The organism is Paractinoplanes polyasparticus (assembly GCF_019710575.1).
GTDB lineage: Bacteria > Actinomycetota > Actinomycetes > Mycobacteriales > Micromonosporaceae > Actinoplanes > Actinoplanes polyasparticus.
Map to the genome: position 1 here is coordinate 1 of NZ_JAHWFK010000032.1, position 16,094 is coordinate 16,094.

At 72.3% G+C, this 16,094-nt stretch carries 14 protein-coding genes; 2 read left to right on the forward strand and 12 right to left on the reverse strand.

Annotated features, from left to right (window positions below):
- Positions 1-72: 72 nt before the first annotated feature.
- From KXC43_RS28745 to KXC43_RS28760, 4 genes are all read right to left on the reverse strand, one after another.
- Complete coding sequence (locus KXC43_RS28745) at positions 73-2,775, reverse strand: AAA family ATPase (RefSeq protein ID WP_221379306.1); 2,703 nt, start codon at positions 2,773-2,775, stop codon at positions 73-75.
- Between the two features lie 4 nt (positions 2,776-2,779).
- Positions 2,780-3,127 (reverse strand): hypothetical protein, encoded by a 348-nt coding sequence (locus tag KXC43_RS28750; protein ID WP_221379307.1) that lies wholly within the window; start codon positions 3,125-3,127, stop codon positions 2,780-2,782.
- A complete protein-coding gene (locus KXC43_RS28755; RefSeq protein ID WP_221379308.1) occupies positions 3,124-3,543 on the reverse strand; it encodes a TetR family transcriptional regulator in 420 nt (139 codons plus the stop codon). Before KXC43_RS28755 ends, KXC43_RS28750 begins: the two co-directional genes overlap by 4 nt.
- A gap of 102 nt (positions 3,544-3,645) precedes the next feature.
- Entirely contained in the window at positions 3,646-4,587 is a 942-nt protein-coding gene (locus KXC43_RS28760; RefSeq protein WP_221379309.1) for a sulfite exporter TauE/SafE family protein, read from the reverse strand.
- Between the two features lie 489 nt (positions 4,588-5,076).
- Between KXC43_RS28760 and KXC43_RS28765 the strand changes: the two genes are divergently transcribed.
- The gene (locus KXC43_RS28765; RefSeq protein ID WP_221379310.1) at positions 5,077-5,238 is read left to right on the forward strand and encodes a hypothetical protein; all 162 of its coding nucleotides are present in this window, start codon (positions 5,077-5,079) and stop codon (positions 5,236-5,238) included.
- A gap of 63 nt (positions 5,239-5,301) precedes the next feature.
- Complete coding sequence (locus KXC43_RS28770; protein ID WP_221379311.1) at positions 5,302-5,814, forward strand: flavodoxin family protein; 513 nt, start codon at positions 5,302-5,304, stop codon at positions 5,812-5,814.
- 146 nt (positions 5,815-5,960) lie between these two features.
- On the opposite strand, the gene KXC43_RS28775 is transcribed toward KXC43_RS28770, so the two are convergent.
- From KXC43_RS28775 to KXC43_RS28810, 8 genes are all read right to left on the reverse strand, one after another.
- Positions 5,961-8,051, reverse strand: coding sequence for an iron ABC transporter permease (locus tag KXC43_RS28775; protein WP_221379312.1), 2,091 nt, complete (start codon positions 8,049-8,051; stop codon positions 5,961-5,963).
- Entirely contained in the window at positions 8,048-9,034 is a 987-nt protein-coding gene (locus KXC43_RS28780; protein WP_221379313.1) for an ABC transporter substrate-binding protein, read from the reverse strand. Before KXC43_RS28780 ends, KXC43_RS28775 begins: the two co-directional genes overlap by 4 nt.
- 12 nt (positions 9,035-9,046) lie before the next feature.
- The gene (locus tag KXC43_RS28785) at positions 9,047-9,859 is read right to left on the reverse strand and encodes an ABC transporter ATP-binding protein (protein ID WP_221379314.1); all 813 of its coding nucleotides are present in this window, start codon (positions 9,857-9,859) and stop codon (positions 9,047-9,049) included.
- A gap of 25 nt (positions 9,860-9,884) precedes the next feature.
- A complete protein-coding gene (locus KXC43_RS28790) occupies positions 9,885-10,673 on the reverse strand; it encodes a CPBP family intramembrane glutamic endopeptidase (RefSeq protein ID WP_221379315.1) in 789 nt (262 codons plus the stop codon).
- A gap of 68 nt (positions 10,674-10,741) precedes the next feature.
- Complete coding sequence (gene ctaD / locus KXC43_RS28795) at positions 10,742-12,502, reverse strand: aa3-type cytochrome oxidase subunit I (RefSeq protein ID WP_221379316.1); 1,761 nt, start codon at positions 12,500-12,502, stop codon at positions 10,742-10,744.
- A 70-nt stretch (positions 12,503-12,572) separates the two neighbouring features.
- Positions 12,573-13,229, reverse strand: a complete 657-nt coding sequence (locus tag KXC43_RS28800; RefSeq protein WP_221379317.1) for a hypothetical protein — start codon at positions 13,227-13,229, stop codon at positions 12,573-12,575.
- A gap of 72 nt (positions 13,230-13,301) precedes the next feature.
- Positions 13,302-13,958, reverse strand: a complete 657-nt coding sequence (locus tag KXC43_RS28805) for a nucleotidyltransferase family protein (protein WP_221379318.1) — start codon at positions 13,956-13,958, stop codon at positions 13,302-13,304.
- Positions 13,959-14,041: 83 nt separating this feature from the next.
- The gene (locus tag KXC43_RS28810) at positions 14,042-16,057 is read right to left on the reverse strand and encodes a hybrid sensor histidine kinase/response regulator (RefSeq protein WP_308129298.1); all 2,016 of its coding nucleotides are present in this window, start codon (positions 16,055-16,057) and stop codon (positions 14,042-14,044) included.
- Positions 16,058-16,094: the final 37 nt, after the last annotated feature.

The window sequence follows — 16,094 nt, forward strand, 5'->3', positions numbered from 1 at the left end:
ACCTCAGAGCGACACACAATCCAAGAAGCCCACGACCACCCCTCGACCCCGCCGCACGGGTTAAAACTCAAGCTAGGCGAGGGCTCCGGCCAGCTCGCGGCGGGATGTGATGCCCAGCTTGGCGAAGACCTTGCGCAGGTGCCATTCCACGGTGCGGGGGCTCAGGAACAGCACCGCGCCGATTTCCGGGTTGGTGCGGCCGGCCACGGCCAGGCGGGCGATCTGCGATTCCTGCGGCGTCAGCTCCTCGCGGGCCGACGTGCCCCGCTTGCGAACGGTCTCGCCGGTCGCGGTCAGCTCGCGTCCGGCCCGCTCGGCGAAGCCCGCCGCGCCCATCGACAAGAAGGACTCGTACGCGATTCGCAATTCGCTGCGAGCCTCGGCGCGCCTGTTCTCGCGACGCAGCCATTCGCCGAACAGCAAGCGCGCCCGCGCCACCATCACGCTGAGCCGATCCGCCGGCAGCAGCTCGATCGCCTTGCGGAAGTTCCTCTCGGTGCCCGGGGCCGGCCCGGCCAGTGCGTCGGCCAGGGCCTGGATGCCGGTCGCCCAGTTCGTCCCGGCCGGGCCCGTCCGCTCCCGCAGCCGCTCGGCGGCCCCGGCCGCCTCCGCCGTCGAACCCGACCGCGCGGCCGCCTCGATCAACTCGATGAGACCCCAGTGCCAGAAACCCAGGTCCTCGTACGCGATGGTCTGCCGGGCCACGTGCAGCGCCTCCGGATAGCGGGCGAGACCGTTGTAGAGCACCGCTTTGTTGTGGCCGGCGAGAGCGAGCAGCCGCCCCTCGGCCCGGGACCGGGCGTCCCGCTCGGCCGGCTCCATCACATCCAGCGCCGGCCGTTCCGCACCTCGATAGGCGAGCAGATTGAGCGGGGCGGACGGCTGCGCCACCAGGCCGGTGGCCCGCCCCAGCGTGTCCGCCTCGCCGACCAGCTCGGACGCCTCGTCCAGCCGGCCGGCCAGCACGAGGGCGCCGGCCCGGAACGTGAGCATCGCGGGCAGCATCGAGAGCACGCCGGTCTCGCGCGCGAAGCCGGCGGCCTGCGCGGTGAGCCGGTTCCAGGCCTGGTCGTCGAACAGCTCGTGGGCGACCGGCACGCCGATCCAGACCAGGCCGAGGTTCTCCCGGGCGTCGAGCGCGGCCAACGCCCGGGTCAGCGGCTCGACCGAGGCCGCGAAGCCGTCGAGCACCCAGGTGGTCAGCCCGGTCAGGAGCAGGCCGGCCGGGTCGTCGCCCGGTGCGACGACGCGGGCCGCCTCGGCCACCAGCCGGGCATCGCCGTCACCCAGCCGGCCGGTGTGCAGGGCCGCGCCCAGCGCCGACAGGTACGTCTCGCGGGCGGCCGGCAGATCCAGTTCCTCGAGTCGGCGGGCCGCGGCTACCAGCGCCCGTGCAGCGTCGCGGCCGTGATTGAGCCAGAACGCGACCTGGGCTCGCAGCCGTTCGACCCCGGCCTGACCGAGCGGGTCGAGCGGGCCGATCTCGGCCGCGGCCAGCAGCTCGGGCACGCGGGCGGGCGCGCCGGCCAGGAAATGCGCCCGCGCGGCGGCCAGCGTCCGGGTGGCGCGGGGCTTGGGGTCGGGGCTGAGCTCGGCCGCGCGTTCGAGGAAGGCAGCCGCTGCCGCCCGGCCGCCCCGGCTCAGCGCGCGGTCGGCCGAGCGTTCGAGCTCGTCGGCGACCGCCGCGTCGGGGCCGGCGGCGGCGTGGGCGAGGTGCCAGGCGCGGCGGTCCGGCTCCTGGTGCGGGTCGAGGACGTCGGCCAGCGCGCGGTGAACGACCCGCAGGCCGGCGGCATCGGTCGACCGCCAGCTCGCCGACCGTACGAGGGGATGACGGAACCGGACCCGGGCGCCGATCTCGATCAGCCCGGCCACCTCGGCCGGCCCCGCGGCGCCGGGCGGCACACCGAGGCGTTCCAGGGCGCGCCACAGCAGCGGCACGTCGCCGACCGGTTCGAGGGCGGCCGCCACCAGCAGCGTCCGCGTCTCGGGCGGCAGCTCGGCGATGCGGCGCCGGAAGTCCTGGTCGAGGCGGCCCGCCACCGGGCCCGGACCGGGACCGCCGAAGCCGAAGGCCAGCTCGGCCGGGGTCAGGCCGCGCGGCAGCTCGAGCAGCGCCAGCGGGTTGCCCTGCGTCTCGGCGACGATCCGGTCGCGCACGCGCTCGTCGATCGGGCCCGGCAGCACCGTCTCGAGCAGGGCGCGCGCGTCGGCGTCGGGCAGGCCGGCCACCCGCATCTCGGGCAGCCCGGTCAGCAACCGCTCGTCGCCGGGGCTGCGCGCGGCGAACACGAGCGCGACCGACTCGGCGTCGAGACGGCGGGCCACGAACGTGAGGATCACCTCGGACATGCGGTCGAGCCACTGCGCGTCGTCGACCACACAGACCAGCGGCTCGTCCGACGCGGCCTCGGCGAACAGGCTCAGCACGGCCAGGCCGACGAGCAGCGCGTCCGGCGCCGGGCCCGAGGCCAGCCCGAACCCGACCGCCATCGCCTCGCGCTGCGGCTCGGGCAGCCGGTCGAGGTGGTCCATCAGCGGCGAGCAGAGCTGCTGCAGACCCGCGTACGCGATCTCGGTCTCCGACTCGACACCGGCCGCGCGGGCCGTCGGACCCGGCGCGGCGCTGCTCAGATGGTCGAGCAGGGCCGTCTTGCCGGCGCCGGCCTCGCCCCGCAGCACCAGGACCCGGCTCCGACCGCCGCGCACGTCGGCCAGCAGGCGATCGAGCTCGGCCAGCTCCCGGCGGCGCCCCCGCAGCGTTTCCGTCGGCACGTGGTCACTCCTTCTGATCGTCCCCGCCCGCCATCGCGGCGGAACCGTTGTCCGTGGCCGCCGTCGCGACCTGAGCGTCGTGCCCGGCCGCCCGCGCGGCGGAGCCGTTGTCCCTGGCCGCCGTCGCGACCTGAGCGTCGTGCCCGGCCGCCCGCGCGGCGGAAGCGTCGTCCCGGGCGGCTCGTGCGGCGATCCGGGACACCTCGTCCACCGTGAGCGCGATGATCGGCTCGTCCGGCCCGCCCGCGGCCAGCCCCCGCTCGACGTGCCCCACGTAGTAGTCCGTGGCGACACGCTGGTCGAGCGCTTCGTTGAGGGCCTCAGCGATCCGCTGAGCCAGTTCGTTCATCATGATTGCCAACGGTAGGCCCCGCCGGACCTCAGGGTGTCGCCGGGAAGATCCGGTCCAACTGGTATGCGCTCGCGCAGCGTGTCGTCGGCCAGGAAGCGTACGAAATAAGCCGCGTGCACCAGGTGCCGCTGCCGGCGGTTCTCGTCGAGCGGCAGGAATTCGAGCAGGACGCTCCGCAGAATGTCGCGGGGGCCCGCAGCATCGCCCAGCGCGGCGACCCGCGCTTGGGCCTCCGCCTCGCCGTCGGCGTTGAGCAGGTCGAGCGCGCCGAGTAGCAGCTCCTCGCGGGTGCCGAAGTAGTACTGGAGCTGCCGCGCGGGCACGCCGGCGTCGGCAGCGACCCGGCGGATCGTCGCCTCCTCCAGACCTCCGGCGGCGGCCAGCCGCCAGACCGCCGTGGTGGCAGTGGCGGGCATGCTTCTGGCCGGCTGGGGTAGTCGCCGGGCCACCACCTGACTCCGGCGCCCGGTGACGCCGGCTCATTGAAGTGGTGCTGAACGCGCTGGCCGGAGTCTTGGTCAGGCGGGCTCGGGCTCGCGGCGACCCTGTTCGGCCGTACGGGCCTCCGCCTCCTCGACGATGCGGCGCTCCTCCGCGGCGTTCTTGCGGTGCTGGCTGAACGAGTAGACCAGCGCGGCCGCCCAGACGACGTAGATGACGGCGTAGATGCTGTAGCGGACACCGTCCGACGCGTCGATCCAGTCCGAGCGGAGCAGGGTGCGGCTGTTGGTGAGGATGATGACGCCGCCGACCGCAGCACCGAGCACGCGCGGCGGAATGTGGCGGACCAGCCAGGCGGCGATCGGGGCGGCGATCACGCCACCGATCAGCAGCGCGGCCACCCAGGTGAAGTCGATGTTCTCGGAGCCGAGCCCGAACAGGAAGCCCAGGCTCGCGGCCACCGCCACCAGGAACTCGCTGGTGTCGATCGAGCCGATCGTCTTGCGCGGCTCCAGGCGGCCGCTGGCCAGGATGGCCGGGGTCCCGACCGGCCCCCAGCCGCCGCCACCGGTCGAGTCGACGAAGCCGGCCACCACACCCAGCGGTGCCAGGAACCGCTTGCGCAGCGGCAGGCCCAGGCGACCCTTGGGCAGGCCCATCGTGGTGAAGCGGATGAAGACGTACAGACCGAGCGCCAACAGGATCAGTGCCATGAGCGGGGCCGCGGTCTCGGTGGACAGCCCGGACAGGAACGTAGCGCCCGCGAACGCGCCGACCGCACCCGGCACACCGATCCGGAAGACGACCTTCCAGTCGACGTTGCCGAACTTCCAGTGCGAGACACCGGAGACGAGCGTGGTGCCGATCTCGGCCAGGTGCACCGTGGCCGAGGCCGCGGCCGGGTTCGTGCCGATGGCCAGCAGCAGCGTCGTCGACGTGACGCCGTACGCCATGCCGAGGCTGCCGTCGACAAGTTGCGCTCCGAGGCCGACGAGGGCTAGGAGGATCAGCTTTCTCATGGTCGCTCCAGTCCAGGCGCATGTGGGGGACGAATGCTGGGTGCGCCTATCGTGCCTACCATTTCGATAGGAGAACAGGCAAGAGCATCCCACCTCCGCCACCGCTTGTCACCCCCGGCCCACCGACACGCCGACCGGATGTCCTAATCGTCCGCATCCCGGCGTTCCGCAGCCGCTGAAACCGTGGGCCCCGCCGACCGTCGGTCATCTCAACTGTCGTTCACGCAGACCGTCACCCGCGCAGACCGTCGCCCACCTCGACCGTCACCCACGCAGACCGTCACCCACGTCGACCGTCACCCGCGTCGACCGTCACCCACGCAGACGGCCACCTGCGCAGACCGTCGTCCAGCTCGACCGTCGCCCGCGCAGACAGCCACCCTGCGGAGACCGTCATCCACGTCGACCGTCGCCCGCGCAGACGGCCAGCCGGCTCGACGGTCAGCCTGGTCGACCATCAGCCCGTGGGCTGCCCTACGATCCCGACCTGTGCGTAATCGGTGGTCCTTGGTGTGGTACGCGGCGCTTCTCCTGCTGGTCACGGGCCCCGAGCCCACCCACCCGGTCGCTCCCGCCGACGCCTGCGCCCAGGTGATCGCCGCTCATGCCGACGCCCACGGATCCGAGGTCAGCTGCGCTGTCGAGTGGTAAGGCCCGATCAGCGCGGGACCAACGGCCCTGACGGGACGCCGCGGCGAAGGCGACCGTGGAGGCATGAGAGCGCTGATCGTCTACGAATCCCTGTTCGGCAACACCGAGGCCATCGCGCGGGCGGTAGCGGCCGGGCTCACCGACGAGTACGAGGTCACGGTGGCCGAGGTGGGCGAGACACCGTCCGTCGCCGGGGTTGATCTGCTGGTCGTGGGAGCGCCCACGCACGCGTTCGGGTTGAGCCGGGCCGCCACGCGGCAGGACGCGGTGAGGCAGGGCTCGACGCGAGCCGCCACGACCGGCCTGCGGGAGTATCTGGATGCCGTTGAAGGGGTCCGGGCCGGGTTGGCTTGCGTCGCCTTCGACACGCGGGTCGGGCGGCCGTTCAGCGGCTCGGCCGCGCGCAAGGCCGACCGCCGCCTCCGCCGGCTGGGCGCACGACCGGCCTGCCCGCCGGAGAGCTTCCTGGTCACCGGCACCGCCGGCCCGTTGGTGGAGGGCGAGCAGAAACGTGCCGAAAGCTGGGCCGCCCACCTGGCGGCCGGGTTGGCGCCGGCCTCCGGCCGGGCCGCTTGAGCTGACTGGATGAGCGGGATCAGCACAGCCACATCAGCGCAAGCAGGGCGGCGCAAGCCCCGCCCCGCGAGCACCACCGCACGGACACCTTCCCACGAGCACCACGACGCAGGGCAGCGGCAGGAGAGGGCCGGCGAACCCCGCGGTCACGCGGCGCGGCTGCGCCAGAGGAGCCAGACGAAGTAGGGGGCGCCGATCAGGGCCGTGACCAGGCCCGCCGCCAGCTGGTTGGGGGCGATGACCGTACGCCCGAGGGTGTCGGCCACGCAGACCAGCAGGGCGCCCAGACCGACCGACACCGGCACCATCCGGGCGTGTGAGGCGCCGACCAGGGCCCGGGCCGCGTGTGGCGCCACCAGGCCCACGAAGGCGAGCGCGCCCACCGCCGTCGCGGCGGCGGCCGTCAACACCGCGGCCAGGGCCAGGAACGCCAAGCGGGCACGGTTGAGAGGCACGCCCAACAGGCGGGGCACGTCCTCGTCCAGCGCGACCAGGTCGAGCGTGCGGCTGCCGGCGAGGGTCAGCGGCAGGGCCACGGTCAGCATGAGCAGCACGGGAACGACCTGGCTCAGGGTGCGGCCGTACGTGGAACCGGCCAGCCAGGTCAGGGCCACGCCCACGTTCCACGGGGAGACGACGACCACCACGAGCGTCGTCACCGCGGTGGCGGCGGCGCTCACGCCCACGCCGACCAGGACGATCCGGTCGGACGACAGGCCCCGGCTCGCGGCCAGGTGGTGGACCAGCGCGAACGTCGCCAGCGCGAACAGCGTCGCCGCGCCCATGACGGGCCAGCCGCCGACGCCGGGAAACAGCAGCACTACCAGCACGGCGCCCACGGAGGCGCCGGGGGTGACACCCAGCAGGCTGGGCTCGGCGAGCGGATTGCGGGCCACGGCCTGGACGATCGCTCCGGCCAGGGCCAGCGCGGCCCCGCCCAGCAGGGCGGCCAGCACCCGCGGCCAGCGCTGGTCGAGCACGAAGCTGACCTGGCGCCCGGCCGTCCCGTTGAGCCAGTTCATGACGTCGCCGAGCAGGATCAGGCGGTCGCCCAGCAGCAGCGCCGTCACGAACGCGGCGACGACGGCGACGCCGAGCACGATCCCGACCGCGATCACCCAGGCGCCAGTGCGCACCGAGCCGTTGGCGCCGCGCGCCGGAGCCGCCGCCGGGCCGCCGTCGCGCAGGCGGCGGGCCAGCCACACGAGCAGGAGCGCGCCGGCCAGGGTGGTGACCACGCCGGTGGGCACCGAGATGGCCAGCGACGACGGGATGGCCAGGCGCAGCACCACGTCGGCCGCGACCACGACCAGCGCTCCGGCCAGGCCGGCGAACGGCAGCAGCAGCACGTGGGCGCCCAGGCCGGGCACGCGGCGGGCGGCCAGCCGGGCGATGACCGGCGCGCACAGGCCGACGAAGCCGATCGGGCCGGCCACGACGACGCCGGTCGCGGCGAGCAGCACCGCGCAGCCGATCGACAGCACCCGGGTCCGGCGGACGTCGACGCCCAGCACGCGGGCCGAGTCGTCACCCAGGCCGAGCACGTCGAGCCGGTGGGCGAGCAGCATGGTGGCCAGCACGCCGACGGCCACGACGGGCGCGGCCAGGGTGACGTTCTGGGTTCCGGACTGGACGGTGGTGCCGCTCCCCCACGCGAACAGGCCGATCGTGTTCTGCTGGAACAGCATCAGCAGCACGGTCGTCAGCGCGTTCAGGGCCAGCGCCACGGCCGAGCCGGCCAGCACGAGCCGGGTCGGGCCGGCCGCGCCACCCCGCGAGACGAGCAGCACGAGACCCGAGGCGAGCAGGCCGCCCACGAAGGCGACGGCGCCGCCGGCGAAGAACGGCAGGGAGATGCCGAACGCGGCGACGGCGACCACCGACACGTACGCCCCGGCGTTGACGGCCAGGGTGTCGGGCGAGGCCAGCGGGTTGCGGGCCACCGACTGCAGCACCGCGCCCGAGATGCCGACCGCGAGGCCGACCAGCAGTGCGGCGAACAAGCGGGGCAGGCGGCTGGCCACGAGCACGGCCACCGCCTGCGACCGCGCGTCGTCCGCTTCCGAGCCGGGCAGGATGGCCCGCGCCAGCTCGGCGACGCTCAGTGCGGCGGTGCCCTGCGTGAGGTGCACCGCCGACAACACGAGCAACAGCGCGGCCGCACCGGCGAAGACCGCTACGACCCCGTACGTTGTGGAGCTCTTGACCTCAGCCGCAGGAAGGGTGGTGGTGGTCACGCGCTCAGTGCGGCGGTGAGCGCGTCGACGAAGGCGCCGGCCGAAGCCGGGCCGCCGAACATCCAGATGCCGTCCGGGATGCGCTTGACCTTGGATTCCTTGACGAACGGGAGCTGCTTCCAGACCGCGTTGCTCTTCAGCGCGTCGGTGAAGTCGCCGCCGTCGGCGTCGTTGGCCACGTAGACGAACGTCGTCTGGGCCTTCGTGATCTTCGTGAGGCCCTCGACGTCGGTCTGCGCGAGGCCGTAGTCCTTGTCACCGCCGCTGGTCCACTGGTTCTCCAGGCCCAGCTCCTGGGCGATGCCGCCGAAGAACGAGTTCGGCGTGTACATGCGCAGCGACACGTTGCCGGACTCGACCCAGCCGTCGGTCATGACGAACGGAGCGCCCGCCTTACCCGCCTTGGCCAGCGCGTCCTTGCCCGCGGTGATCTTGGCGTCGAAGCCGGTGAGCAGCTCCTCGCCCTGGGCCTGGGTGCCGGTGGCCTGCGCGAGCGTGGTCACCGTCTTGCGCATGTAGCCGATCGGGTCGGCGCCGTCCGAGCCGCGCAGGGTGAGGACCTTGGTGGTCTTGGCGATCTGCTCGATGACGTTGGCCGGCAGGTCGCTGGTGGTGACGACCAGGTCGGGCTTGAGCGCGGCGATCGCGTCGAGGCTGGGTTCGCCGCGGGTGCCGACGTCGGGCGTGCCGGCGTCGATCGGGGCGCTCTTGTCCCAGGCGTTGTAGCCCTTGACGTCGGCCTGGCCGACCGGCTTCACGCCCAGCGCCACCAGGTTCTCGGTGAGGCCCCACTCGAGGGAGACGACAGCCTTGGCGGGCGCGTCGAGGTGCAGCGGGCCGCGCTCGTCGGTGAGGTCGACCGGCCCGCTCGAGGGGGCGGCCGATCCGGCGCCGGCCTCGTCGGCCGGATCTTCGGTGGTGCCGCAGGCGGCGAGAACCATGACGGTCAGGGCAGCGGCGAAAGCCCGGCGGGTAAGCGCCATCACAAATACCTTTCAGATGGTTACGGGCCGGCTGGTGTGCCGGCCGATCGGGCGCGTGTGGAGATGGCCGTCGTCGCCGACGGACACCTCGATGCGCAGTCCGTAGACCTCGCTGAGCAGCTCGGCCGAGAGCACGTCGGCCGGCGTGCCGGTCGCCCGCACGACGCCGGCGTGCATGAGGACGACCTGGTCGGCGACGGCCGCGGCCTGGTCGAGGTCGTGCAGCACGACGCCCACCGCGACCCGGTGGTCGTCGGCCAGCTCGCGCACGATGTCGAGGATCTCGACCTGGTAGCGCAGGTCGAGGAAGGTGGTGGGCTCGTCGAGCAGCACGACGCCGGTGTCCTGGGCCAGACAGGTCGCCAGCCAGACCCGCTGGAGCTCACCGCCGGACAGTTCGTCGACGGCTCGCTCGGCCATGGCGTCGACCCCGGTCAGCCGCATCGCCTTGTCGACGTGGGCCGGGCCCTCGGCGTCGCCGGCGCCGAAGCGGCCCCGGTAGGGATGCCGGCCGTAGGCGACGACGTCTCTCACCCGTACGCCCCCGGGGGTGGGCCGGGACTGGGTGAGGAGCGTGACCCGCCGGGCGAAGTCCTTCGGCCGCAGGGCGAAGGCGTCGCCCTCGCCGTCCAGCGTCACGGTGCCCGACTGCGGCGCGTGCAGGCGCGCCAGCGAGCGCAGCAGCGTCGACTTGCCCGACCCGTTCGGCCCGACCAGCGCCACCACTTCCCCGGCGCGCAGCCGCAGGCCGGCTCCGTGCACGACGGTACGACCGTCGTAGGCCAGCGTCAGGTCGCTCCCGGCGAGCGCCACGTCCCCACTCATGAGGTGAGGCTAACCTAACCCGAGATCAACTCATAACCGCGGGTCGCCGTGCGCGCTTCCCGAGCAGCTGAACCGTCAAAACGCCGAGGGCCAGCGGGATCAGCCCGAGCACGACATTCTGCAGCAGCGCGAGATCGTCGACGACGAAGATCGCCCAGTCCGGCCCCACCATCTGCTCGGCGGTCTGGAAGGCCAGGTGGAAGCCGATCGGCACCCACAGCGTGTCGGTGATCGCCCGGAGCAGCCCCTGGACGATCGCGAACCCGAAGAAGGTGACGACCCGGTCGACGCTGCCGGCCGCACCGATCAGCACACCGAAAAGGGTGAACAGCGCCGCTTGCACGACCACGACGGCCCAGGTCGGCATGGCCGCGGCCAGGTTCCGGAAGAGGTAGCCGCGGAAGACGAGTTCCTCGGGCAGCGCCTCGTAGAGGAACACGAGCACGATCAGGCCCAGCACCGGAAGCACCGAGCCGCGCACGTCGATCGACACCAGGCCGACCGCGACGAAGACCGTGACGGCCACCGCGGCGGGAATCAGGTAGCCCGCCGCGCCGGCTGCCAAGAGCCTTCCCACCGTACGAGGGGAAGCCCGTCGAAGCCCGCTCCAGGGCACCCGGTCGAGGTAGCGCCACGCCACCACCACCATCGGGACGGCCAGCGCGGTAGCCGCCACTGCCGAGAACACGTGCCGCCCGCGGTCGTAGTCGTCCGTACCGAAAAACGCCTCACCGGCCCAGTAGATCCCCAGCCAGATCGCCGTGGCCGCAGCGAAAACGATCCCGGCCCGCACCGCCACCTGTGGTCGCCCCATGCCCCGAGTCTGCGGCCGGCGACCCGCCCGTCGCTGCCGACTTAAGTCGACGGGGACGGCCGAAAGGCTCAGTCCTCGCGGTCCTCCTGGTAGGTCGCTCCCCCATGGGATTCCGGCGTCAGCGGCCGGGCGCCACCCTCGGGCGGCCCCGATTCCGACTGCGATCCGGCGGCGAGCTGCGGGAACTTCGCGTCGAAGGCGGGCCGCTCGGACCGGATGCGCGGCATCCGGTCGAAGTTGCGCAGCGGCGGCGGGGACGAGGTCGCCCACTCCAGCGAGTTCCCGTGCCCCCAGGGATCGTCCACTGTGACCAGCTGACCGACTCGGTACGACTTCCACACGTTGTAGAGGAACGGCAGTGTGGACGCGCCCAGCACGAACGAGCCGAGCGTCGAGAACGTGTTGAGGAACGTGAAGCCGTCCGAGGCGAGGTAGTCGGCGTAGCGCCGGGGCATGCCCTCGGCTCCGAGCCAGTGCTGCACCAGGAACGTGGCGTGGAAGCCGAGGAACGTCAGCCAGAAATGCACCTTGCCGAGCCGGTCGTCGAGCATGCGGCCGAACATCTTGGGGAACCAGAAATAGACGCCGGCGAAGACCGCGAACACGATGGTGCCGAAGAGCACGTAATGGAAGTGGGCCACCACGAAGTAGCTGTCGTGCACGTGGAAATCGACCGGCGGGCTGGCCAGCAGCACGCCGGTGAGGCCGCCGAGCAGGAAGGTGACCAGGAATCCGACCGCGAACAGCATGGGGGTCTCGAGGCTGATCTGGCCCCGCCACATCGTGCCGATCCAGACGAAGAACTTCATTCCCGTCGGTACGGCGATCAGATAGCTCAGCAGGCTGAAGAACGGCAGCAGCACCTGGCCCGTGGCGAACATGTGGTGCGCCCAGACACTCATCGACAGGGCCGCGATCAGCAGCGTCGCCGAGACCAGTCCCTTGTAGCCGAAGACCGGCTTGCGGCTGAACACCGGAATGACCTCGGTGATGATGCCGAAGAAGGGCAACGCCACCACGTACACCTCGGGGTGGCCGAAGAACCAGAACAGGTGCTGCCACAGCATCGGGCCGCCGGTCTCGGGCGCGAAGACCTGAGCGCCGAGCGTGCGGTCGGCCGCCAGCACCAGCAGCGCGGCCGCCAGGAACGGGAACACCAGGATGACCAGCAGGCTGGTGACCAGGATGTTCCACGTGAAGATGGGCATCCGGAACATGGTCATGCCGGGGGCGCGCAGCGTGAGCACCGTGGTGATCATGTTGACGGCGCCCAGGATGGTGCCGAGCCCGCTGATCGCGAGCCCGACCACCCACATGTTGCCCCCGACCCCCGGCGAGTGGATCGAGTCGCTCAGGGGCGCGTACGCCGTCCAGCCGAAGTCGGCCGCGCCGCCCGGCACGAAGAACCCGGCCACGACCAGCGTGCCGCCGAACAGATAGAGCCAGTAGGCGAACGCGTTCAGCCGCGGGAACGCCACGTCGGGCGCGCCGATCTGCAGCGGCACCACGAAGTTGGCGAACGCGAACACGATCGGCGTCGCGAACAGCAGCAGCATGACCGTGCCGTGCATCGTGAACAGCTGGTTGTACTGCTCGGGCGACAGGAACTGCATGCCGGGCCGGGCCAGCTCACCGCGCATCAGCAGCGCCATGACGCCGCCGAGGAGGAAGAAGACGAACGAGGTCGTGAGGTACATCAGGCCGATCTGTTTGGCGTCCGTGGTGCGGATGACGCGGGCCAGGGCCGAGCCCCGGACCTGGGGACGGACGGGCCAGGGCCGGGTGACGACAGGCTTCGGTTCGAGAGGCTTCGGTTCGACCGCAGTCATCGTGACCTCCTCGGGCGTGCCGAGGCCTGACGCTACGCCGACATCCTCAAGACCACACCCCGTACGGGCGTCAATCGACCATGAAGGACGCGGTGGTCACGTTGGGCGAGGTGGCAGCCGCCGCATCGCCGGCCGCCCGCACCACGTACCGGTAGGTCATCCCGCGGTTGCCCTGGGACAGTCCGGCCCAGGCGCCGCCGGTGGCGAACGTCGCGAACGTGGCGTTCTGGTCGGTGACCCAGGTGTTGCCGCTGCGGTGCTGCAGGCTGACGGTGACCTTGCCGGCGCGCTTGGGGAAGATCTGCATGGCCGCGCGCACCGCGTCGAGCGACCGGTAGCGCGCGACGCCGTTGCTGACCCGGGTGTAGCCGGTGAGCTTGACGACGGCTGCGCCCGCCGTGGTGAAGCGGGCCGACGCGGAGGCGGCCCGGGCGGTGCGGGTGGCCGCGACGGCGGCCGACGCGGTGCCGTTGCCGAGCCCGACCAACGACCAGGTGGCCACACCCCAGGCGTTGGTGGTGACCGACCTGGCCAGCGTCGCGCCGCCGGCGGTGACCCGGATCGTGACCGGGGTGCGCGGCCGGCTGGTAGCCCGCACGGTTACGGTCAGGCTCTTGCCGTACGCCGAAGCGGGTTTGACGCTCACCGCGAACGCCGGCCCGGCCGCGGCACCGGTCGGCGCGACGACACTCCCGGCGACGAGGGCGGCGGACACAAGGGCGGTCATCAATTTCCTCACCGCCCCAGCATCACCGCGTCGCGTTGCCGGCACGGTTCACGTTGATAGCCGGTCGGTTGTTCAGGCCCGATAGCCGTCGAAAAGGGGACCGCCGGCTCGCTCGAGAACCTCACGGGCCAGCTCGGCGGGGTCGTCACGGGCCGCCAGCCAACGAGCCGCGAGAACGGGATCCTGCTGACGCAGCTCGCGCAGCAACCACTTGCCGCTGCTGAGCCACCAGCCCGCGAACGCCAGGGCGGCACGGGCCGTCTCCGTCCACAGAGCGGCGGCAATCACCACGCGTTCGCCGGGGTCGGTGGCGTGGTGGTGGTCGTCGAGCAGGTCGGTCAGTCCGTAACGCAGGCGATCGCGTTCGGCCATGGTCAGCCCGGGCGGGCCGGCGGCCAGGATCTGCGCGCACTGCCCGGTCACCTCGCTGGGATCGCCCAGCAGCGGGACGCCGGTGGCGAGCATGCGGTGGGTGCTCGGCTTGCGGGCGGCCAGGTCGTCGGCCAGGAACGCCGCCAGCGTGGCCGGGGTGTTGACGAACAACTCGACCGGCCAGCCGCGAAAGCGCAGGCTCTCGCGGAAGTGGGGCGCCTCGTCCCGCAGCACCATGATGTCCAGGTCGGAGCCGGGCGTCCGGGCCGGACCCAGCACACTGCCGGTTAGCAGGGCCCACGTCGCCTCCGGGAAACGGTCCAGCACCAGGTCGCGGGCGTCGGTCAGCGGGTCCATCCGGCGATTCTGCCCGGCCGGTCAGCGGTAGCCGAGGCGAGGGGGCGGCCTTCGCGAGCCTCATCGGGCGGCCTTCGCGGGGCTCAGGACTGGCGGAGCACCGACTGGACGCCGGCCAGCAGCTGGTCCCGGGTGTAGGGCTTGGCGACGATCATCGAGTCGGGTTCGAGGTTGTTGCCGGCCTCGTCGATCAGCGCCTCGGCGAAACCGGACACGAAGACCACCCGCAGGTCGGGGCGGCGTTGCTTGGCCGCCCGGGCCAGCTGGCGGCCGTTCATGCCGGGCATCACGACGTCGGTGATCATGGCGGCGATCGGGTCGTGGTGGCGGTCGAGCAGGCTCAGCGCCTCGACCGCGTCGGCCGCCGACAGCACGCGGTAGCCGGCGCCGTCCAGGAAGCGGGCGGTCACCTCGCGCAGGTCGGCCTCGTCGTCGACCAGCAGCAGCGTCTCGCCTCCGGACGACTCCGAGACGCCGCCGGGCGGCGCGGGGGCTGCGGGCTGCGGAGCGGGGGGTGCGGCCTGGTCCCGTACGCCGGGAAGGGTGATCGTCGCGGTTGTGCCCTCGCCCGGGACCGAGTCCAGCATCAGCTGGCCACCGGCCTGACTGACGATGCCGTGGGCTGTCGACAGGCCCAGCCCGGCCGTCCCGGTCGACCGCTTCGTGGTGAAGAACGGCTCGAACGCCCGGTTCAGCACGTCGGCCGGCATCCCGCGGCCGGTGTCGGTGACCGTCACCGCCGTGCCGCCCTCGGCCCCGGCCGAGGTGGCGATGCTGATCGTGCCGCCGCCCGGCATCGCGTCGGCCGCGTTCGTGACCAGGTTGACCAGCACCTGGCCGATCTGGCGGGGATCGGCCCGCACGTCGGCCGGGCCGGGGGCCAGCTTCAGCACGACCGTAGCCTCGCCGGCGGCATCATGCAGAGCCTCCAGCATCTCCCGCAGCAGCGTGTTGACGTCGAAGGTCGCCGGCTGGGTGATCTCGCGCCGGCCGAAGGCGAGCAGCTGCTGGGTGAGCGCCTTGGCCCGCTCGCCCCCCTTGACCACCTGGTCGAGGTCGGCCAGCAACGAATCCGACAGCCCGGCCGGCAACGACTCCGAGAAGTCGTTGATCGATTCGATGGCCAGCGAGGTGTATCCGAGGATCGCGCCGAGGATGTTGTTGAAGTCGTGCGCGGCCCCGCCGGCCATCCGCCGCAGGCTGTCGAGCCGTTCCGCGTCGCGGCGGCGGGCGTCGTCCTGGCGCTGCTGGGTCTCGTCGCGCAGTCGTTCCTCGGCCGCGATCACGTCGGAGACGTCGTCGACCATGAGCACGCCGCCGGCCAGTTCGGCGTCGTCGTCCTGGATGTGCCGCAGCTGGAGCCGCAGACTGCGCACCGTGCCGTCGCCGAAGTCGACGCGGTGGGTGAACCGGCGCTCGGTCGCGTTCCCGCGCAGCAGGTCGAGGGCGTCGCGGCGGGCCGGAACGTCCAGGCAGGCCAGCCAGCCGCGCCCGAGCAGGCCGGCGATCGGCGTACGCATGATCTCGGCCAGCCGGGGGTTGATGTAGTCTGCCTCCCCGTCCGCGTCGACCAGCGCGATGCCGACCGGTGAGGCCACGGCCATCGCCTCGAAGCGGCGCTCCGTGTGGTGCAGCGCGCGCACCTTCTCGATCAGCTTGGCGTTGACCGCCTGCACGTGGGCCTGCGCGAAGTCGTCGGGCGGAACCACGTCGATCGAGACCGGGCCGCCGGCCAGCGCCGCGTCGACCGCGTCGAGCAGCTCGTGCGGATCCTGGGAGCGCAGCACGACCTGGCTGACCCCGCACGCCTCGGCGATGGGCCGGGTCTCGGGTTCGAGGTAGTTGGCCGTGTAGAAGATCACCGGCGCCTGGGCAGCGACCTCGTCGTCGTCGGTGCGCAGCCGGTGCACGAGCTCGAGCCCGTCGATCCCGGGCATCAGCACGTCGGAGACGACCACGTCGGGATGGTGCTCGTGGGCCAGCCGCAGCGCGTCGGCGCCGTCGTGGGCCTCGATCACCTCGTGCCCGCGGTAGCCGAGCAGCATACGGACGATGTCGCGGTTCGCGGCCACATCGTCGACGACCATCACCGTCGCCACCGGCGGCTCCTCATCTGCTCATGTCCGCTATAAGACT

Coding starts and splice junctions, on each gene's coding strand:
- KXC43_RS28750 (WP_221379307.1), bottom strand. CDS start 3,127: ATGATGAACGAACTGGCTCAGCGGATCGCTGAGGCCCTCAACGAAGCG.
- KXC43_RS28755 (WP_221379308.1), bottom strand. CDS start 3,543: ATGCCCGCCACTGCCACCACGGCGGTCTGGCGGCTGGCCGCCGCCGGA.
- KXC43_RS28760 (WP_221379309.1), bottom strand. CDS start 4,587: ATGAGAAAGCTGATCCTCCTAGCCCTCGTCGGCCTCGGAGCGCAACTT.
- KXC43_RS28770 (WP_221379311.1), top strand. CDS start 5,302: ATGAGAGCGCTGATCGTCTACGAATCCCTGTTCGGCAACACCGAGGCC.
- KXC43_RS28780 (WP_221379313.1), bottom strand. CDS start 9,034: ATGGCGCTTACCCGCCGGGCTTTCGCCGCTGCCCTGACCGTCATGGTT.
- KXC43_RS28785 (WP_221379314.1), bottom strand. CDS start 9,859: ATGAGTGGGGACGTGGCGCTCGCCGGGAGCGACCTGACGCTGGCCTAC.
- KXC43_RS28790 (WP_221379315.1), bottom strand. CDS start 10,673: ATGGGGCGACCACAGGTGGCGGTGCGGGCCGGGATCGTTTTCGCTGCG.
- ctaD (WP_221379316.1), bottom strand. CDS start 12,502: ATGACTGCGGTCGAACCGAAGCCTCTCGAACCGAAGCCTGTCGTCACC.
- KXC43_RS28800 (WP_221379317.1), bottom strand. CDS start 13,229: ATGACCGCCCTTGTGTCCGCCGCCCTCGTCGCCGGGAGTGTCGTCGCG.
- KXC43_RS28805 (WP_221379318.1), bottom strand. CDS start 13,958: ATGGACCCGCTGACCGACGCCCGCGACCTGGTGCTGGACCGTTTCCCG.